The sequence below is a fragment of the Saccharopolyspora antimicrobica genome, assembly GCF_003635025.1.
Classification (GTDB): domain Bacteria; phylum Actinomycetota; class Actinomycetes; order Mycobacteriales; family Pseudonocardiaceae; genus Saccharopolyspora; species Saccharopolyspora antimicrobica.
This window is the reverse complement of the sequence record NZ_RBXX01000002.1, coordinates 3,213,661-3,232,305: the sequence shown is the minus strand read 5'-3', so window position 1 is coordinate 3,232,305 and position 18,645 is coordinate 3,213,661. Positions and strand designations below refer to the sequence as shown.

The 18,645-nt window shown below is 69.7% G+C and carries 22 protein-coding genes; 15 read left to right on the top strand and 7 right to left on the bottom strand.

The annotated features are described in order from the left end of the window. The first annotated feature begins 240 nt into the window (after positions 1–240). On the top strand, positions 241–948 hold the full coding sequence (locus ATL45_RS15775; protein ID WP_143121521.1) for a hypothetical protein: 708 nt from the start codon (positions 241–243) through the stop codon (positions 946–948). Positions 949–1,337: 389 nt separating this feature from the next. On the opposite strand, the gene yczR is transcribed toward ATL45_RS15775, so the two are convergent. Then, complete coding sequence (gene yczR, locus ATL45_RS15770; RefSeq protein ID WP_093145652.1) at positions 1,338–2,780, bottom strand: MocR-like transcription factor YczR; 1,443 nt, start codon at positions 2,778–2,780, stop codon at positions 1,338–1,340. Positions 2,781–2,841: 61 nt separating this feature from the next. Here yczR and yczE point away from each other — a divergent pair, with 61 nt between their 5' ends. Beyond that, a complete protein-coding gene (yczE, locus tag ATL45_RS38865; RefSeq protein ID WP_170210253.1) occupies positions 2,842–3,489 on the top strand; it encodes a membrane protein YczE in 648 nt (215 codons plus the stop codon). 142 nt (positions 3,490–3,631) lie between these two features. On the opposite strand, the gene ATL45_RS15760 is transcribed toward yczE, so the two are convergent. The 4 genes from ATL45_RS15760 to ATL45_RS15745 all read right to left on the bottom strand — a co-directional run bounded on the left by ATL45_RS15760 (position 3,632) and on the right by ATL45_RS15745 (position 7,171). Next, positions 3,632–5,275: an ABC-F family ATP-binding cassette domain-containing protein gene (locus ATL45_RS15760; RefSeq protein WP_093145651.1), complete on the bottom strand. Its 1,644-nt coding sequence runs from the start codon at positions 5,273–5,275 to the stop codon at positions 3,632–3,634. After that, positions 5,275–5,643, bottom strand: coding sequence for a DUF4190 domain-containing protein (locus ATL45_RS15755; RefSeq protein WP_246025369.1), 369 nt, complete (start codon positions 5,641–5,643; stop codon positions 5,275–5,277). Before ATL45_RS15755 ends, ATL45_RS15760 begins: the two co-directional genes overlap by 1 nt. A 98-nt stretch (positions 5,644–5,741) precedes the next feature. Continuing rightward, positions 5,742–6,107, bottom strand: a complete 366-nt coding sequence (locus ATL45_RS15750) for a nuclear transport factor 2 family protein (protein WP_093145650.1) — start codon at positions 6,105–6,107, stop codon at positions 5,742–5,744. 92 nt (positions 6,108–6,199) lie between these two features. Then, positions 6,200–7,171 (bottom strand): alpha/beta fold hydrolase, encoded by a 972-nt coding sequence (locus tag ATL45_RS15745; protein WP_246025368.1) that lies wholly within the window; start codon positions 7,169–7,171, stop codon positions 6,200–6,202. A 52-nt stretch (positions 7,172–7,223) separates the two neighbouring features. Between ATL45_RS15745 and ATL45_RS15740 the strand changes: the two genes are divergently transcribed. Then, on the top strand, positions 7,224–7,802 hold the full coding sequence (locus ATL45_RS15740; RefSeq protein WP_093145648.1) for a TetR/AcrR family transcriptional regulator: 579 nt from the start codon (positions 7,224–7,226) through the stop codon (positions 7,800–7,802). Between the two features lie 857 nt (positions 7,803–8,659). Then, positions 8,660–9,211 carry an NUDIX hydrolase gene (locus ATL45_RS15735; protein ID WP_093145647.1) on the top strand — a complete coding sequence of 184 codons (552 nt, stop codon included), beginning with the start codon at positions 8,660–8,662 and terminating at the stop codon, positions 9,209–9,211. Here the strand turns inward: ATL45_RS15735 and ATL45_RS15730 are convergent. Next, positions 9,208–10,320 (bottom strand): NsdA family TPR-like regulatory protein, encoded by a 1,113-nt coding sequence (locus tag ATL45_RS15730; RefSeq protein ID WP_246025367.1) that lies wholly within the window; start codon positions 10,318–10,320, stop codon positions 9,208–9,210. The two genes, ATL45_RS15735 and ATL45_RS15730, sit on opposite strands and share 4 nt — an antisense overlap. Before the next feature lie 193 nt (positions 10,321–10,513). On the opposite strand from ATL45_RS15730, the gene ATL45_RS15725 reads away from it, so the two are divergent. After that, positions 10,514–10,717 (top strand): hypothetical protein, encoded by a 204-nt coding sequence (locus ATL45_RS15725; RefSeq protein ID WP_093145645.1) that lies wholly within the window; start codon positions 10,514–10,516, stop codon positions 10,715–10,717. A 32-nt stretch (positions 10,718–10,749) separates the two neighbouring features. Here the strand turns inward: ATL45_RS15725 and ATL45_RS15720 are convergent, their stop codons facing one another. Continuing rightward, positions 10,750–11,133 carry a GntR family transcriptional regulator gene (locus ATL45_RS15720; RefSeq protein ID WP_170210252.1) on the bottom strand — a complete coding sequence of 128 codons (384 nt, stop codon included), beginning with the start codon at positions 11,131–11,133 and terminating at the stop codon, positions 10,750–10,752. 111 nt (positions 11,134–11,244) lie between these two features. Between ATL45_RS15720 and ATL45_RS15715 the strand changes: the two genes are divergently transcribed. The 10 genes from ATL45_RS15715 to ATL45_RS15670 all read left to right on the top strand — a co-directional run bounded on the left by ATL45_RS15715 (position 11,245) and on the right by ATL45_RS15670 (position 18,643). Beyond that, positions 11,245–11,535: a hypothetical protein gene (locus ATL45_RS15715; RefSeq protein WP_093145643.1), complete on the top strand. Its 291-nt coding sequence runs from the start codon at positions 11,245–11,247 to the stop codon at positions 11,533–11,535. Continuing rightward, positions 11,535–12,002, top strand: a complete 468-nt coding sequence (locus tag ATL45_RS15710; protein ID WP_211841235.1) for a DUF3307 domain-containing protein — start codon at positions 11,535–11,537, stop codon at positions 12,000–12,002. Before ATL45_RS15715 ends, ATL45_RS15710 begins: the two co-directional genes overlap by 1 nt. Next, on the top strand, positions 12,002–13,015 hold the full coding sequence (locus ATL45_RS15705; RefSeq protein ID WP_093145642.1) for a hypothetical protein: 1,014 nt from the start codon (positions 12,002–12,004) through the stop codon (positions 13,013–13,015). The genes ATL45_RS15710 and ATL45_RS15705 overlap by 1 nt, the downstream gene beginning before the upstream one ends. Positions 13,016–13,041: 26 nt before the next feature. Next, a complete protein-coding gene (locus ATL45_RS15700) occupies positions 13,042–13,566 on the top strand; it encodes an NUDIX domain-containing protein (protein WP_093145641.1) in 525 nt (174 codons plus the stop codon). A gap of 89 nt (positions 13,567–13,655) precedes the next feature. After that, positions 13,656–14,009, top strand: a complete 354-nt coding sequence (locus tag ATL45_RS15695) for a hypothetical protein (RefSeq protein WP_093145640.1) — start codon at positions 13,656–13,658, stop codon at positions 14,007–14,009. Continuing rightward, positions 14,009–14,272 carry a hypothetical protein gene (locus ATL45_RS15690; RefSeq protein WP_093145639.1) on the top strand — a complete coding sequence of 88 codons (264 nt, stop codon included), beginning with the start codon at positions 14,009–14,011 and terminating at the stop codon, positions 14,270–14,272. The genes ATL45_RS15695 and ATL45_RS15690 overlap by 1 nt, the downstream gene beginning before the upstream one ends. Further along, a complete protein-coding gene (locus tag ATL45_RS15685) occupies positions 14,269–15,381 on the top strand; it encodes a hypothetical protein (protein WP_093145638.1) in 1,113 nt (370 codons plus the stop codon). Before ATL45_RS15690 ends, ATL45_RS15685 begins: the two co-directional genes overlap by 4 nt. Further along, the gene (locus tag ATL45_RS15680; RefSeq protein ID WP_093145637.1) at positions 15,381–17,558 is read left to right on the top strand and encodes an FtsK/SpoIIIE domain-containing protein; all 2,178 of its coding nucleotides are present in this window, start codon (positions 15,381–15,383) and stop codon (positions 17,556–17,558) included. Before ATL45_RS15685 ends, ATL45_RS15680 begins: the two co-directional genes overlap by 1 nt. Positions 17,559–17,699: 141 nt before the next feature. Further along, positions 17,700–17,954: a hypothetical protein gene (locus ATL45_RS15675; protein ID WP_093145636.1), complete on the top strand. Its 255-nt coding sequence runs from the start codon at positions 17,700–17,702 to the stop codon at positions 17,952–17,954. 86 nt (positions 17,955–18,040) lie between these two features. Next, a complete protein-coding gene (locus ATL45_RS15670) occupies positions 18,041–18,643 on the top strand; it encodes a GGDEF domain-containing protein (RefSeq protein WP_093145635.1) in 603 nt (200 codons plus the stop codon). Positions 18,644–18,645 lie beyond the last annotated feature (2 nt).

Sequence of the window (18,645 nt, the reverse complement as noted above, 5' to 3'; positions counted from 1 at the left end):
ATCCGTCCACAGCGGACACGCCGACCCCGGCGCCGGACTCACCCGACCGACGGGACGGGGGATCTTCCCTAGTCGCCCGATTGCGTGGAGAATGCTGGACCAACCGCTGTTCTCCTCGCGGTCGGTGGCGCGAAACCGCCGCTCGAAATGGTTGAATGCCACCAACGGCGCCGATCATGGCGCAACCAACGCTGATGCCGCGCCCGACCGCGCGGACCCGACCGACAGGCGGTGGTGAACGTGACCGGAAACTGCGCGCGGCGTGGTCCCGGATCGCGGCTCGCCCTGCTCATCGCGCGGGTTTCGCTGTTCAGCGGCCTGTGCGTCGGCGGATGGCTCGGCGGCAGCTCGGCCGCCGAGGCCGTCGAGCTGCCCGACGTCGAGCAGCCGCGGATCGAAATCACCCCTGCCCGACCGGACGTCGCGCCACCGCGCCTGGACGACCTGCGCCCCGTGCTGGACGAGGTGCAGCGGCCAGAACCCGCGCAGCCCGACGTCGTGGAGATCGAACCGCCGGCACCCCTCGACGCGCAGGAATCCGAATCCCCTGCTGCGATCGAAGAACCGGTGCCGACCCCGGCGGCAGCGCCGACCGCGCCACCGCCGGTGCAGCAGCCCTCCGCGGCACCACCCCGTCCCGCGCAGGCCGTGCTGCTGCCAGCGGAACCGGTCGCCGTGCCGCGCACGCACCCCCGCAGCCCGGCGGAACCGCGTGCGCCCACCGAACCCGAATCGGCCGACGAAGCCCCGCTGGACGACGGCGACCACGACACCTCTCCGCAGCCCGCTCCCGGAACCGGCGGCGGGGTCAACGACCTGCGGAGCGCGCTGGTCGTCCTCCCGACCGGACCGAGCCTGACCCGCCCGTCGGCGGTCAGCTCGACCCGCCCGGAGAATCGCCCGGTCGCGGGCCTGGCATCCGCCGAACCGTCGGCATCACCCGACTGACGCTGCACCGAACCGCTTCGGCGGTGACTCTGGTTATCGCACGCGCACCCAGCTCCGAGTCGGCCGTCTGCGCCCGGCCGGGTCGGATCGGGGTCCCACCAGCCTCCCGGCGACGTCTCTGACCTGCCGAACCGTGAAGGCGTGGGCCCCAAGCCCCGGTGCCGCAAATGCCCCTGCGGCACCGGGGCGACACCTGCCGCGCGAGACGCTCATCGGCACGACGAGGGGCCGTGCCGACGAGCGGTCGGCGGCGTGCGGGCGGCCGTCCCGGCGAATCCGGGGCGGTCGTCCGCGGACTGCGCCCGCAGAACCCGCGGTCACTTCGCTGAGGTGGTCCAAGCGGCTGGTGCCGCTCTGCACAAGCGCGGACGGATTCGCCGTCGGTGCTCTCAGGCGATGGGTGCGGTGAGCGCCGTCGGGCCACCGCCGGGTACCGCGGTGGTCGCCGCGGCCAGGCGGCGGATGGCTTCCACGAGCTGATCACCGGGCAGCGTGTACGGCAGGCGAATCCAGTTCTCCAGCGAGCCGTTCACCGAGAACCGCGCACCCGGGGCGACCCGCACGCCGTGCTGCTCGGCCACCACCGCGAGGCGACTGCTCACCGGCGCGCCGATGTCGCACCACAGCGCCAGACCGCCGTCGGGGATCCGGAAGCGCCAGTTCGGCAGGTGCTCGTGCAGGGCGTCCACCAGGCATTGCCGCCGCTCGACCGCTTCGGCGCACCGACGTGCCAGCACCTCGTCGGCGTCGGTCAGCAGCTCGGCCAGGACGAGCTGCTCGAACACCGCGCTGCCCAGGTCCAGTGCGGCGCGGCCGACGACCATGCGCTGCACGAACTCCTCGGAGGCCCGGATCCAGCCGAGCCGCAGGCCGCCCCAGAACGACTTGCTGGCCGAACCGATGGTGATCACCCGGTCGGTCAGCGCGGCCATCGGCGGCGGTGGCCGCTCGCCGGTCAGGTCGATGTCCACCAGCGTTTCGTCGACGACCGCGTTCGTGCAGGTCCGGGCCAGTGCGCGGGCCAGCCGCTCGCGGCCTTCGGCGGGCAGCCGGATGCCGGTCGGGTTGTGGAAGTCCGGGATCAGGTAGGCCAGCCGCGGCGAGGTCTGGCGCAGGTTCGCGGTCAGCAGCTCCAGGTCCCAGCCGTGCTCGACCATCGGCACCGCCACCGGCATGGCGTTGATCCCGCGCAGCGCCTCCAGCGCGTTCGGGTAGGTCGGGTGCTCGACGAGCACGCGCTCGCCCGGTGAGACCAGCATCCGCAGCACCAGCGCGAAGGCGTGCTGCGCGCCGTTGGTGACCAGGATCTGCTCCGGCGTCGTCGGCAGCCCGCGCCGGGTGAACCGCTCCGCCAGCCGCTCCCGCAGGACGGGCAGGCCGTGCGGCTGGTAACCGTGCCCGGGCAGCTGCTCGGCCAGGCGGAGCCGCGCCCGGTCGACCGCCGCGCACAGCTCCGGTGGCGCGCTGGGCGTGGCCTGCGCGAGGTTCAGCACCTCGGCGTCCTCGGGCGGGAACCAGCCGCCGTGGGCCTCGTTGCCCCGCTCCGAATCCGGCAGCCTGATCCACGACCCCGCGCCGCGGCGGCTGGCCGCGAAGCCCTCCTCGCGGAGCCGGTCCAGCGTCCGGGCGATCAGCGTCCGGCTGACGCCGAGGCTTTCCGCGAGCTCGCGCTCGGCGGGCAGCCTGGTCCCCGGCGGCAGCCGCCCGTCCAGCACCAGGTGCCGCACCGCGGCGGCGAGCAGCTGCGACGACGGGCGGTCGGAACCGTGCCAGGAACCGAGCAGTTCGACCAGCTTGCGCCCGTGGATCTGGGCCGACGTCGTGAACACCATGGATCCAATGTAACTGGATTGGCCATCGATTTTAAGGCCAATCCTGTTCTATAAAGAGCCCATGGCCTCCGCAACGGTCCAAGTGGACCTCTCGCCGCTCCCGATCCGGACTCGACCGGTCTTCCGGCTCGCGCAGCTGTTCGCCGGCTTGGCCGCCTACGGGATCAGCATGGGCTTCATGGTCCGCGCGCAGCTGGGCCTGGACCCGTGGGACGTCCTGCACCAAGGCCTGGCCGAGCGGCTGGGCTGGAGCTTCGGCGCGGTCACCGCGCTGACCGGCGTGCTCGTCCTGCTGGCCTGGCTACCGCTGCGGCAGCGGCCGGGCATCGGCACAGTGGCCAACGTCGTCGTCATCGCGGTCGCGGTGGACCTCACCCTCGCGCTGACACCGCAGCTGAGCGCACTCCCCGGCCGGATCGCCCTAATGGTCTCCGCGATCGTGCTGAACGGGATCGCCACCGCGGTGTACGTCGGCGCGCGGTTGGGTCCAGGCCCGCGGGACGGCCTGATGACCGGCCTGCACGCCCGCACCGGCTGGTCGATCCGAGTGGTCCGCACCACTATCGAGCTCTGCGTGCTCGCCGTCGGCTGGGTGCTCGGCGGCACAGTCGGCGTGGGAACAGTGCTGTACGCAGCGGCGATAGGTCCGCTGACCCAGTTCTTCCTCAGGTTCACGACGGTCCGCGAGAAAAAAGATCTCTGCCCCTAGAGACATCTCGGATACCACGCAGTAGCATGGACGCCGTCCACCTGACCCCCAGGGGTGGACCTTGACGCCCCCGCACTCCCGGTAACCCCCAGGCCGGTTGAGCGCGGGGGCGTCCCTACTTCGGCAGCACCGAAAGCGCAGCTCAGACGGTCAGCTCGGTCAGCTTTCCGGCGGCCATCTCCAGGCGGCGGTTGGTGCGGACCGCGTCGAGCATCCGGCGGTCGTGGGTCACGAGCAGCAGCGTGCCCGGGTAGGAGTCGAGCGCCGATTCCAGCTGCTCGATGGCGGGCAGGTCGAGGTGGTTGGTCGGCTCGTCGAGCACCAGCAGGTTGACGCCTCGCCCCTGCAGCAGCGCGAGCGCGGCGCGCGTGCGCTCGCCGGGCGAGAGCGTGGTGGCCGGGCGCAGCACGTGGTCGGCCTTGAGCCCGTACTTGGCGAGCAGCGTGCGGACGTCGGCCGGCGCGGTGTCCGGCACGGCGGCGCAGAACGCGTCGAGCAGTGACTCGGAGCCGTGGAACAGGGCTCGGGCCTGGTCGATCTCGCCGATGACGACCCCGGAACCGAGCGCAGCGGTCCCCGCGTCCAGTTCCACGCGGCCCAGGAGCGCGCCGAGCAGCGTCGACTTGCCGGAACCGTTGGCCCCGGTGATCGCGACGCGATCCGCCCAGTCGATCTGCAACGTCACCGGGCCGAAGGTGAAGTCGCCGCGCCGCAGCTCCGCGCCGCGCAGCGAGGCGACGACCGCGCCGGAGCGGGGCGCCGCCGCGATCTCCATCCGCAGCTCCCACTCCTTGCGCGGTTCCGCCACGACGTCCAGCCGCTCGATGAGCCGTTCGGTCTGCCGCGCCTTGGCGGCCTGCTTCTCGGACGCTTCGGAGCGCGTCTTGCGGCTGATCTTGTCGCTGTCGGTGGCCTTGCGGCGGGCGTTGCGGACGCCCTTGTCCATCCAGGAGCGCTGCATCCTGGCGCGCTCCTCCAGCGCGGACTTCTTGTCGGCGTACTCCTCGTACGCTTCGCGAGCGTGGCGCCGTGCCACGTCGCGTTCCTCCAGGTAGGCGTCGTAGCCGCCGCCGTAGAGGTTGATCTGCTGCTGGGCGAGGTCGAGTTCCAGGACCTTGTTGACGGTGCGCGCCAGGAACTCGCGGTCGTGGCTGACGACGACCGTCCCGGCGCGCAGCCCGCGCACGAAGTCCTCGAGGAGTTCGAGGCCTTCGAGGTCGAGGTCGTTCGTGGGCTCGTCCAGCAGGAACACGTCGTAGCGGGACAGCAGCAGCGAGGCGAGCCCGGCGCGCGCGGCCTGCCCGCCGGACAGCGAGGTCATGGGCTGGTCGAGCTCGACGGTCAGACCGAGCTGGTCGGCCACGCCCTCGGCGCGCTCCTCCAGGTCAGCACCGCCCAGGTTCAGCCAGCGCTCCAGGCACTCGGCGTAGGCGTCATCCGCACCGGCCGCGCCTTCGGCGAGAGCGGCGGTGGCGTCGTCCATCGCGCGCTGCGCCGCGGCTACGCCAGTGCGACGGGCGAGGAACTGGCTCACCGTCTCGCCAGGGCGGCGGTCGGGCTCCTGCGGCAGGTAGCCGACGGTGGCGGTGGCCGGGGAGAGCCGCAGGCCCCCGTGCTCCGGTGCGTCGAGCCCGGCGAGCAGTCGCAGCAACGTCGACTTCCCGGCGCCGTTGGCCCCGACGAGCCCGATGACGTCACCGGGGGCCACGACGAGGTCGAGCCCGGAGAACAAGGAGCGGTCGCCGTGCCCGGCGGCGAGATTGGTGGCAACGAGAGTCGCAGACATCAGGTCGCCAAGGATATGCGGTCGCCCGGACACACCGGACGAACGTCTCGGCTATCCGAAGATGCCACGCAGCATTTCGGCGGTCTGGGCCGGCGCGGTGAGGAAGAAGTAGAGGACGCCGAACATCCGAGGGCGAAGGCGATCCAGCCCACGATGACGTCGGCGAGTGCCAGACCCCGGTTGCCGTAGCGGCCCGGGTCGCGCCTGACCGCCGCCAGCGCCCGATGCCCGAGGATCGCCCCGACCGGCCCGATGAGCAGGCCTCCGCAGCAGCTGATGAGCCCGACCACCGACACGATCAGCGATGCGATGGCGAGGCCGTTGGTGCGTGGCCCCTGCTCAGCGGACGGCTCTCGGAGATCGACCATGACGCTCCTCCCGAAGATCGGCTCCCGGGAGCATCGAGGCCGATGCCCACACCGGGAGGCCGTTCGAGGGAGCCGTGACCACCATCACATCCCGGCGATCAGCGGAAGTCGTTCTCCTTGAGCTCGACCACCCAGGCGCGTCGCTCGGCGATCTTGCCCTCGCGCATGACGAACACCTCCGCCATCGACATGCGCATCTCGCCGCCCGCAGCGCGCTTCGCCACGCCGACGAGCTCGGCCATCACGACGTCGCCCTGCTCGACCATCCGCACGACCTCCAGCTCGGGCGGGTCGATGAACACCGGGGCGCCGTCGATGTTCCGGTCGTACGCCTCCTTGCCAGTCACCTGGAAGCCGCCGAAGACCGTCCAGCGGATGTCGTCGGTCAGGCAGGACAGGATCTGCTCGTGGTCGTTCTTGCGGAAACCGTCGAGGTAGGTGTTGACGGTCTCGATGTTGCGCATGCCCGGCCTTCCCGTTGAGGAGCCCTGCGTGAACGCCCGAACACTAGCTCAGTCCGATTGCATTTCACAAGCGGTTTCATAATGCGTTCAGTTCAGACTCGCGCTCCCACGAATTCCGCGATGTCGGCGGCGATCTGGTCCGGGTACTCGCCGTTGATGGCGTGGGAGGCCTCGGGGTAGACGCGAACCGCCGCTGCGGGCAGCGCGCGTTCGGCAGTCGCGGCGGCCACCTCCGGGTCGTGCATGACGGACCGACCGGCGATGAGCGCCAGGACCGGCACGTCCAGCCCGGCCAGCTGCTCCTCGGTGATGCGCGTCGGCTGCGGCAGGCGCAGCTGGTAGTGCTGCATCCCGGCCTCGATCATCCGCGCGACCGGCACGTCCTCGACCGGAGCGCCGCCCGCCGTGTAGGAGTTGAAGCCGTCGCGCCAGGACTTCGGCAACCACGGCATGGTGGCCGGGATGGACCGCACGATGGTGCCCAGCGGCAGGTCGTCGAAGACGAAGACCGCGTCGACCAGGGTCAGGGAGGCGACGAGATCGGGCTGCCGGATCGCCAGGTTGGCCGCGCTCCACCCGCCGATGGAGAGCCCGACCAGGTGGAACCGCTCCTCGGGCAGCCCGGCGAGCGCCTGGTGCAGCCAGGCCGCCTGATCCGCGTCGTCGACGATCGGGCGGTCCTGGACGCTCCGGCCCGGCTCGCCGAGCAGATCCACGGTGTAGACGTCGCCGACCTCCAGCAGCGACGGCATGTTGTCCGCCCACACCGGGCTGCCCGAAGACCTCCCGGGGAGGAGCACCAGCGGCGCCGAGGCCTCGCCGCGGCCTGCGAAGCGGTAGAAGCGGACGACGCCGTAGTCGGTGCGCACATCGACCGTGTCCGCGACCGCGGGCAGATCCTGGAACGCCCTGTCGTAGGCCGCCATGAAGCGATCGCGCCCCTCCGCTCCGTCCCAGTGCCCGACGGGCGAGGGCGTGCGCGTGGCGAAGGCGGTGACCACCACGAGTCCGGCGACGACTCCCAGCGCGATGAGCCACCGACGACGACGTTTCGAGCTGCTCACGATACTCCTGACCGATCGGTAAAATCTCTGACCGGTTGGTAGAATACGGACCATGTCAAGGAGAGAGCGAGCGGAATCCGAGCTGACGCTGACCGAGCGCGCCCGACGCAGGCAGCTGATCGAGGCCACGGTCGAGCAGGTCGCCGAGCACGGCTACGCGGGCACCTCGCTGGCCCGGATCGCCGAACGCGCCGGCATCACGAAGGCGGCCGTGCTCTACCACTTCCCGTCGAAGGACGCGGTGGTCCGCGCCGCGTACGAGCACGTCCTGACCGCGCTGGTCGCAGAGGTCGCCGCCGCGGTGGAGGCGGCGGAACCCGCGCGAGGGCCCGCGGCCTACATCCGGTCGATGATCGGCCACCTGCGCGAACATCCCCGGCACACCAGGATGATCACGGAAGCGATGACCAACGACACCGCCAAGCACGAGTCCGCCGAGCGGTGGCGCCCGCTCGCGCAGATCCTCGAAGCGGCGGGCCCGGATCCGCGAACCGACCTGCGCACCCTGGCGATCATCATCAGCGGCGGGATCGACGCGATCGTCGCCGAACAGCTCGGCGATCCGGCCTACGACACCGCCGCGGCCGCCGACCAGCTCGTCGCCCTGGTCGAGACCGAACTGCCCTCGTGAACGCCCACGGCCCCAACCCGACAGCGCAGATGACGATCTCCGGACGGAGCCCGGTCGCGTAGTAAGCGACGGGGCGCGCGCCGCGTCACCCCAGATCCGCGGGGTCAGTTCCCGCTGGCGCGGGCCGGGGTGAGCACGGGTTCGCTCAGGTACCACTTCCCCGACGCAGCGCGAGCTCCAGGACGCAGTCCGAGACCGGCACCCTGCACACGGCCGTCGACTGCGTCCTGGACTCCCGGGCACGAAAAAAGCCCCCACCTGATCGGTGAGGGCTTGATCGCAGCTCGTGTTGGTGGCCAGGGGCGGGGTCGAACCGCCGACCTTCCGCTTTTCAGGTCTACGATCATCCGTTCGGCAGCGTTCGTGAAGCCCGTTTGCCCTGTTCAAGGCGTCATCACGGACCTTGGAGAACCTCGGCGAACGGCGGTGAACGAGACCCGAACTGAGACCCGTCGCGACCGTGCAGCTGCCCCAGCTATGAGCGCGGGCCGCGTCGCCTCGGGTATGGCGACCGGCCCGCTGACTGGCCACGGACTTCCCCTCCGTCGCCAGCATCAACAGCCTAGAACGCAAGTTCGATTGATCGCCAATCCGGGCAGGCGAGCTGCCCCGAGCCTGTTTGCCCCTCCCCCGACTACCGCCCGCCCCTCCCATCGCTTCTACGAGCTTCTGAGGCTGCGAGTTTTGGCAGCTTGCAGGGCCTGAGAGCGCGGTACACGCCCCCTGCAGCTGCGCCCTACCGACTACCTACGTCGCCGATCAACCCCGCTCCGAGGCCCTGCACAGTGGGAGACTGGGAGGCGAGACGCGGGGTGCGGCTCGGACGGCAGCAAGTCGAGCAGAAAGGCTGACCACCTGTGGTCAATGAAGAGTCGAAATGGACCGTTCATGGCGAGCGCACCGTCTACAACAGCGACTGGGTCCGTGTCGGCCTAGCCGACATCTCGCAGCCATCCGGCAATCGGTTCGAGCACCACACCGTGTGGTTTCCGCCGCCAGCCATGACGGTGCTGATCGACGACTCGGGCACCAACGTGCTGATGGCCTGGCGGCACCGTTTCGCCCCTGACCTCTGGAATTGGGAGCTCCCCGGCGGGATCATCGACGCTGGCGAGGACCCGAAGCAGACCGCGGAACGTGAGCTGGTCGAAGAGACCGGGTACCGGCCTCGTTCGCTGGAGCCCCTGGTCACGTTCGAACCCGCCGTCGGAATGCTCCGCAACCCGCATCACGTGTTCTTGGGGCGCGGCGCGGAGCTCGTCGGAGACCCGACCGAGCTCGACGAGGGGAAGTTCGAATGGGTGCCGTTGGATCGCGTCCCCAAGTTGATCCGGGACGGAGAGATCCAGAATTCGGGCACCCTGGTCGGCCTGCTCCACTTCCTTGCTCTTGGCAGGGGAACTGACTAGCTCGCCAAAAGGTCGGCAATGCGGGCGCGTTGTCGGGCAGACCCGGTTCTGCCCGCAAGCTCCCCCGCCCTGCGGGCATGCTCCTTCGAGCCCACCATGTCGCCGCGACTTCTGAGGGCAAGAGCGAGATCGACACGGAGGCTCGACTCGGCCCGCTTAGACGACAGCGCCTGATCGCCGTCGAGAGCTGTGGTCAACGCATCCACTGCCTCGCTCGCACCAAGTCGAGCGAGGCAGTGGCCACGCCACCTCGACAAATGCGTTTCGTTCAGCATGAGGTACGGCAAGTCCGGGTCGGAGTCTCCCGCTGGAAGCACTTCGGCGGCCTGATCCAACATCCGGCGCGCTTGCTCCCCCTGGCCCGCAGCAGCGAGGAACTCGGCCTCGGCCGCCGCAAGCCACGCGCGAAGCCGCGGCGGAACCCGCTTCGCAGTTTGCGGGGTGTGGGCGTATTGGATTAGCTCGACGGCGTCGGCCGCCCGGCCGGCATCGAGTAGCGCATACGCCTGCTGGGCTGTGACGTGCGCGAGCGCCGCCGGGTCGTCGCTCTGCCGCGCTGCCGACTTGGCGATGTCGTGGAGATTCCAAGCCTTCGTGATGTCGCCCGCATCGAGCGCTTGCCACCCAGCAAGCGCGGCGCCTTCCGCAAGAGCGACCGCAGCTGCCGAGAAGTGCTTGCCAGGCAGCGCATTCCGAAGTAGCTGCTGCATGTGCTCGACGTGCGCAACGGTCTGCGGGATGATCGCCGCTCCGACTCGGCGGTCCATCAGCCGGTAATGATCCGTCTGGCTCTCCAGCATCTCCACCAGCTCCGCATCCAGTCGAAGCACGTCAAGAACTGACGGCAGCTCGATCGACGGCGGCGGCGCAACCTCGACAAAGCCAAGTGCGGCGGGGGGCAGCTGAAACAGTTCGCAGAGTTCGTCCCGCCACTCAGATGGACTGACTCGCCCCTGTTCCCACTCTATGTACATCCGCTTGAGGCTGGAGTCCTTTGGCGGCATGGCTCCACGCTTCCGCCGAAGTTCGCGAAGGCGAGCGCAGACGTCACCCTGCGACATTTTGCTCGCAAGCCGCGCCCGCTTCAGCGGCGTCATCGAGTCATCCACCAAAGGACTCCCCTCGCGTTTTACCTGGTAGACGGCTGGTGATCCTCGCGACTCACCACCGACTCACCACCGACTCATCTACTCATCCTCGCAAACTCCGACGATTCTTGAGGCATGACAGCGAAAACGGCTACCGCCGAGAGATTTCGGCAGGTCAACGCAGCCGTTCGCGGACACCTCAAAGGAGTTGACGATGGCGAAGAACCAGATGCCGTTCCCGGTGATGAACGGCGGCGGCACGGGCAAGAAGGTGTTGGGATTGCTGTTCTTGGCCGCGTTGGTGGTCCTCGTTCTGAAGAACCCGACGGACGCCGCACAGTGGTTCAAGACGGCTTGGGCGACGGCAACGGCCGCGGTCGAGCAGGTTGCCACCTTCCTGCAAGCCGTCATCGGCTAGCTGACCTGAGATCGAGCCGGTCCGGCCAGCGGCTACCCCTTGATGGCTCGATCAGCGAGCAACCCGAGCCGCTCCTCAAGGTCCGCCAGCTTGGCATTGACGTGCTGAACCTGCGTGCGCAGCTCGCCGACCTCCGCGCGTGCCCGCCCAAGTTCCTCAGCGACGTCAACGTCTTCCGTCTGGTCACTGACTCGCGCGCCAGCGTTCGGCCGGATCGTCACGGCACCGGACTCGCGCAGCAGACGGACTGCACTCATCGCGGTATTGACTGCGACATCGTGCTCTTTCGCAAGCTGCCGGTACGTCGGCAACGGATCGCCCGGCGCGAGCTCGCCAGAGTCGATCAACTTCTGTAGCTCATCCGCCACACGTCGGCTAGCTGGGCGTTTGTCCTCTTGGGCTTCGTTCGTAACCACGTGATCAGGGTACCGCCAAAACGTCTTAAGACACGGGGTTGACACAGCAACCCCCCCACCCTTAATGTCTTCAAACATCGAAGATGTCGCAAGACATCGGGAGGGAGCGAGATGCACGAGGAGCCGACCGCCAGCGCGGAAGAGCTGGCGTTCTGCGAAGCCGAGCTGCCCGAGTGGGAGCGCCTGTCCGTGCGTGACTACTGGGACGCGGTGATCGCGGAGGAGTTGGGAGCGCAGGTGTGGCCCGCCTCGCCCTACGCCTGGTCCGACCTGGGCCCCAGCGAGCAGACCCGCTTGCGCCGCCAGCAGAGGCGCACGAACAACGCCGGTCTCCGCCTGATCACCGTGGTCACCGACCGCACCCCATCCGACATGGCTCCCAACCTGGGGGAGGCGGCGTGATGATGCTGGATTCCGCGGTGACGTTCGCGGCGGTGTTGCCGTCGCTGCTGGTCGCGCACAACGTGGCCGACCACTGGGTGCAGACCTCGCACCAGGCCGCGAACAAGGGGCGCCCGGATGGGGCGGGCCGGTGGGCGTGCTTCAAGCACGTCGCGAGCTACACGCTGGTGACCGGCCTGGCGGTGGGTCTGGTGTGGACGGTCCTGGGGCTGCCGATCTCACCGGCCGGGTTCGTCCTTGGACAGGCGATCAGCGCCGTGACGCACTACTGGGCCGACCGCCGCTTCACCCTCTCCCGCCTGGCGGAGCTGCTGGGCAACGCCGAGTTCTACCGGCTGGGTGCGCCCCGCACCGGCAAGGACGACAACCCGTCGCTGGGCACGGGCGCCTATGCGCTGGATCAGTCCTGGCACTGGTTGTGGCTGGGCGTCGCGGCGCTGCTGACCGCCACGGTGGGGGCAGCCTGATGGATGCGCCGATCCGGTGGACCGACATCCTGTGCCGCGAGTGCACTGCGGATGTTCTGGAGTTCCCGTGGACGTGGGGCAGGCGCTGGCAGCGGATGCGGGCCAATGACTGGTCGGACTGTGGGACCTGCAGCGACACGATCGATCGGCTGCTGGCCACCCGCGGCCCGTTCAACGTCCACCTCTTCCCTGAACTCTCGTCCTGGGAGAAGCGCGATTTGAACGCCGCGCACGAGGCGGGGCATGCCGTTGTTGGCCTGGAGTTCGGCTACCCGATGACCGTTGCCGAGCTGGCCGACGACCCCACCAGCGCCGAGTTCGGCGGCCGTGTCGGTTGGCGCTTCGAGAAGGGCTTCCAGTTCCGGAATGACCAGCTCGAGGCGATGTACCTGGCCGGGGCGATGGCAGGCAAGCGGTGGTTGGAGGAGCAAGGTCATGCGCTCACCGACGCCGACCGGATCGACCTTTCCCAGTCCGCGCTTGACGACATGGTGGTGAGCGCCGAGCTGACTGGGTTCGAAGTCCCGGTGCTCGGTGCAGTGCTGGCGGAGCAGATGGTTTCTGACCGCGTCACCTGGAAGCAGATGAGCGAGGTTGCCCTGAACCTCCGCCAGTTCGGGCGGCTGAGCGCGGCACATACCCGTTCGGTGATTGCCGCCGCCACACCGCAGCCGCCGGGTTCACCGACGACGGCCGCGCCGGTTCCGGCATCCCGTACCACCGCAGCAGCAACGACTTCTGGAGGTAGCGCAGTGGGTATCGACGTCATCCGTCAGGTGATGTCCAGCAGCAACGAGAAGGCCCGGTTCGCCAGCGGCGCGCTGCGGGAGGCCTGGACGCAGCTCGACGAGATCGTCACGCAGCTCACCAACGCCGGGGCGACCGAGAGCAGCCAGGACGGCCCGCAGCAGGCAATGGCGGTCTACACCCAGCTCCGTGACCAGCTCGACCAGTTCCAGAACCAGGTCAAAGAGGCCATCGGCCAGATCGAGCAGTACGCCGGCCAGCTCTGAGCACACCGAGAACAGGAGGTATCGAGATGAGCGAACAGCAGGAATGGCCGCCCAACCCCGACTTGGTCGTCGACGCCGTGGTCTTCGCCAACCCGTCGAACCCACACGTGCTGCTGATCCAGCGCCGCGACGAACCGTTCCAGGGCCACTGGGCACTGCCGGGCGGCTACGTCGAGGCCGGGGAGTGGCTGAAGGACGCCGCCATCCGGGAGCTCGCCGAAGAGACTGGTGTTTCCGTCCGAAGTGTCCAGCGGGTGGGGGTCTATGACGACCCGCGACGGGATCCGAGGGGGCACGTCGTCTCGGTGGCGTTCGCGACCGAGATCCAGTACCGGAAGGACGCAGTCGCGCGCGATGACGCTGCCGCCGTGGAGTGGGTCCCGCTGAAAGCCGTGCTGTGCGACGAGATCCCGCTCGCGTTCGACCACCGGAAGATCACCGCCGCCGCTGCCCGGATGTTCGACTGGAACCTCGGTTCCCCGGAGGTCTCCACGCAGGTCCTGTCGGCCAGCACCCGTAAGCGCCTGGGCCTGGACGACAGCGTCAAGTAGCCCGCCCCGGCCCAGCAGCACATTCCGCCAAGAACAACCTGCTGGGCCGGGTCCCCAACCAATCAGCGAACTGATCAGGAGGAGTTCTGATGCTAGGGGAGCACTGGACCGCCCAGGACGCGATGGTCCTGGCCTCGATGGGAATCGACTGGACTGACCCGATGCTCGTCGGCCACTCCGCGCGATCGTCGGAGTTCGAGCCGGAGCGGGTCTTGCAGGCCGTCGCGGACGGTGAGGTGCACGTCTACGGCCTGGACGAGGGCTGGCCGATCGAGCAGCTGTGGATCGGCACCAGCCCGGTCACGGTGGACGAGCAGGAATACATCAACGACCTGCTCGCCTGCGGGCACCTGGTGTTCATCGGCACGCGAGTCGCGCTGACCGCGTTCGGCCGGGAGACGCTGGCCCGCTGGTCGACGAACCAGAGCCGAGGTGAGCGGTAATGGTGCGCCTGCTGGAAGACCTGTTGTGGTGGGTCGGTTACCTCGCGGTGGTGCTGCTGGCGTTCGTGCTGGTGCTGGCGTGGCGGGCGCTGCTGCCCGGCATGGCGATCGGTGCGGTGGCCATCGCCACGGGTCTGGTGCGCACGGTCGCGCTGGGCTGGTTCCTCGGCGGTGCCGGTTTGCGAGCGGTGATGGTCGGTCTGGAGCGTCTTGGTGAGCTCGTTCCGGCCCCGCGGCTGCGGGCGGAGGTGACCGGGCGATGACCACGATCTACGACCCGCGTGCGGCCCGGCAGATCGCGAAGGCCGAAGCGGCGAAGACCAACGCCGAGACCGAGATGCTGCGGGAGCAGCTCCGCCAGGACCGCGAGGACCGCCAGGCCGAGACCGCCCGCCAGCGCCGCAAGGAGCGGCAGGACGAGCGCCGGGAGCGCCGGGCGCGGTGGCGCAAGGCCGCACCGGACACGACCCTGAACGCGCTGTGGGCAGCGCTGATCGTCGCACCGCTGCTGCTGGCCTGGGACGCCCAAGCCCGGTTCGCGGCCACCGTGCTGCACGTCCCGGCGGGGATGAGCTGGTTGTTCCCGCTGGCGATCGAGGCCGGAGCGTGGGTGTGCGCGTTCGAGGCGCACCGCCGCGCCAGCCGCGGTGCTCCGGTGGGTTCGCTGCTGCGGTGGATGTGGGTGTTGGCCGGCATCGCCGCCGCGATCAACACCGCGCACGGCACCGCCGACTACGGCATCGTGGCCGGGCTGGCGCTGGGCACCCTCTCGGTGCTCGGGGTGCTGCTGCACCACATCCGCCAGTCCCTCAACGCCGCCGAGGCCGAGGGCACCAGCGCACGGGAGGTCTCCCAGCGCTTCACCCGGTGGCTGCACTTCCCCCGCATGTCGCTGACCGCGGCGCGGATCGCCACACGGGCCGGGCTGGACCACACCGCAGCGTGGAAGGCCGCCTGGATCGACCGGCACGGCGTCGGACCGGCCGCCAGCAAGCGGGACCGGCGACTGGCCGGGGTCATCGTCAAGCGCCAGGCCAAGGCCGATCGTAAGGCCGCCGAAAACGGCGAGTTCGTGATCGTCAACGGCGTCATCCTCCGCGCCACTCTGCCGCCGCTGGATGCCCTCGTGCGGCAGGTTCCGGCGGTGGAGATCGCCGAGGTTTCTACCCCGATCGAACAGCGGAAACTCTCCCCGCGTGCCAGTGCGCTGCTCGCCAAGACGCAGGCCGCGATCCAGGCCGGAGAGCTTCCCGAAAGGCCCTCGGCGAACGCCATCCGCAAGCGCTTCGGCGGCGCGATGGAGACCGCCCAAGAGGTCCGCGACCACATGAACCACATGCACCCGGTGACCACCGAAAGCGAGGCCGCGTGATGTCCGAACAGCACACCAACGACACCCAGCAGGCCGACCAGACCGAAGGCGCGACGCCCGACGACGCCCAGGTGCTGCACCTGCCGGTCCACCGCGTCGAGGACACCGAGACCGAGACCGCCGAGGTGATCGAGGGCGAGCTCGTGGAGCCCGCCCAGGTCGACCAGCCCGAGAAGCGCCAGCCGGGTACGGAGCTGGTGCGGACCGAGAAGCGGCTGCCGATCCTGCCGAGCTGGGCGAAGAACGTCCAGGAGTTCCGCGAGGCCGCCCGGTGGGCGGCGGGCTACACCGGGCACACCGTCGCGTTCCACGCGGTGCGCTGCCCGGTCTACATCGCCCGAGTGCTCGCCCGAGTCCCCCGCGGCTCGTTCCGCCTGATCCGGGGCATGGCGGCGTGGCTGACCGACTCCGAGGGACGTCCGGTGCGCAGCGCGTCGGCCCGGCGTGAGGACGCCGCGGAGTACCTGAAGCTCTCGATCCAGCGTGACCACCGGATCCGCGCCCGCGTCCTGATGACGGTGGGTCTGGGGGCTGCTGGCATCGCGGCGTTCCTGGTGGGCCGCGCGATGCTGCCCGAGATGGTGCAGTGGGCGATCGTGGCGGGCGCGGCCGGTGGCCTGGGCTGGTTGGGAGCGCCTGCGGACAAGCCGATCGCCAGCCGGGCGGTCGAGGCCACCAAGGTGCCCAAGCTGACCAGCGACGCGGTCTCCCGCGCCCTGTCTGCGCTGGGGATCTCGCAGATCAACCAGGCCATGGGCAAGGGCGGGGAGGGCATCGGCTTCCCCAAGCCGATCAGTCGGGACGGCAAGGGATGGCGCGCCGACGTCGACCTGCCCTACGGCGTCACGGCGGGCGACATCATGGACCGCCGCGAAAAGCTCGCCTCCGGCCTGCGCCGCCCGCTCGGGTGTGTGTGGCCCGAGGCCGACAACTCCGAGCACGCCGGTCGGATGGTGCTGTGGGTCGGCGACCAGGACATGCGCAAGGCCAAGCAGCCGAGCTGGGCGCTGCGCAGCGGTAAGCAGGTCGACCTCTTCCAGCCCCAGCCCTTCGGCACCGACCAGCGCGGCCGGTGGGTCGACCTGCGGCTGATGTTCACCAGCGTCGCCATCGGCGCGATCCCGCGCATGGGCAAGACCTTCGCCCTGCGCGAGCTGCTGCTCATCGCCGCACTTGACCCGCGCGCCGAGCTGCACACCTACGACCTCAAGGGCACCGGCGACCTCGACCCGCTGGAGAAGGTCACCCACGTCCACGGCGTCGGCGACGACGAGGCCGAGATCGAAAAGGCCGTCGCTGACCTGCGCGGACTCCGCGAGGAGCTGCGCCGCCGCGCGAAGCTGATCCGGGACCTGGCCAAGCAGGGGCTCGCCCCGGAGAACAAGGTCACCCCGGATCTGGCCAGCAAGAAGTCCCTGAAGCTGCACCCGATCGTCATCGGTGTGGACGAGTGCCAGGTGTGGTTCGAGCACGAGGAGTACGGCGAGGAACTGGCCGGGATCTGCACGGACCTGGTCAAGCGCGGCCCGGCGCTGGGAATCATCTTGATCCTGGCCACCCAGCGCCCGGACGCGAAGAGCCTGCCGACTGGCATCTCGGCGAACGTCTCCACCCGGTTCTGCCTGAAGGTTCAGGGCCAGACCGAGAACGACATGGTCCTGGGCACCTCGAAGTACAAGCAGGGCGTGCGCGCCACCACGTTCGCCTGGGCGGACAAGGGCATCGGCTACCTGGTCGGCGAGGGCTCCGACGCCCAGATCGTGCGCACCGTCGCCGGACTCGACGGCCCCGCCGCCGAGAAGGTCGCCGCCTACGCCCGCGCCCTGCGCGAAAAGGCCGGCACGCTCTCCGGGCACGCCATCGGCGAGACGCTCGACACCGATCAGCCCGACCGCAAGGACACCTTGCTGGAAGACCTGCTGGCGGTGGTGCGAGAGACCGAGCCGAAGGTGTGGAGCGAAACCGCGGTCGCCCGGCTCGCCGAGCTGCGCCCCGAGATCTACGGCGGCTGGGAAGTCGACCAGCTCACCGCCGCGCTCAAGCCGCACGGCATCAAGGCCAACCGGCAGATCTGGGGCACCGACGAGAACGGCGAGGGCCGCAACCGCCGCGGCTTCCACCGCGCCGACATCGCCGAAATCGTCACCGAACGTGACCGTCAGCGGGAAGCGGGCTAGCCCCAGCACGGTCGCTAGGCCTAGCGACCCGGCCCGCTAGACCTAGCGACCCCGCTAGCGACCTCTGTCCAACACGACCAGCGCCCTAGTTCCTAGCGCGCTGTGGCCGAACACGCCCAAAAACGCCTGCTGGAGGCACTTTTGACCCCCTCCGACCTCGCTAGCGCCGCCCTGATCCCCGCCATCATCGTCGTGACTCTCGGTTACTTCGTGACGTGTGCGATCTGGCCGTTCAAGGCCTGCCGGGCCTGCCACGGCGAGGGCAAGTTCCGCTCCCCGTTCCTGCGCAGCTTCCGGCTCTGCACCGCGTGCAAGGCCACCGGGCTGCGCCTGCGGGCCGGGCGCAAGGCCTACAACGCCCTGCGCCGCCTGGCCCGCGCCAACCGCCGCCGCTGATCCACGAGATGAAGAACGGCCCCGTTCAGCCATCTCTTGCCGGAGCGCTGAACGAGGCCGCCACACCCGCGAAGGAGTGCCACACCATGTTCGCAGAGATCGCCCTGACTGTGACCACCGCCGGGTGGGCGACCACGACCGCCGCCGCGGTGATGCTCGACCGCCGCCTGCACACCGATGCCCTGACCGGCCTCGCCAACCGGACCGCCCTCTACCGCCGCGCTCGCCGCACCCGCCGCGGCCTGGTCGGGCTGCTGCTGATCGACCTCGACCAGTTCAAGGCCATCAACGACACCCACGGCCACGACTTCGGCAACAAGGTCCTTGCGGCTGTTGGCACCCGGCTCGACGACGCCACGGAGGGCAGGGAGCTGGCCGTCCGGCTCCACGGCGACGAGTTCGCACTGTGGCTCGGACGCGTCTCCAGCCCCGCTCACGCCGAGGAGCGCGCCCAGCAGATCACCGCGGCGCTGTCGGTCCCGCTGTGGATCGACGGCCACCGCCTGACGGCCCTCGGCAGCGTCGGCGTCGCCGTCGCCCCCGCGCGGTCCCCGCTGGGCGAACTGCTCGGCGACGCAGACCGGCACATGTACGCGGTCAAGGCCAACCGCCGCCTGACCACCCTGCCCACCTCCGGTTTCGCCCGCCCGCGCCGCGATCTGACCACCCCGCCCGACCTCGCCGCCTGACC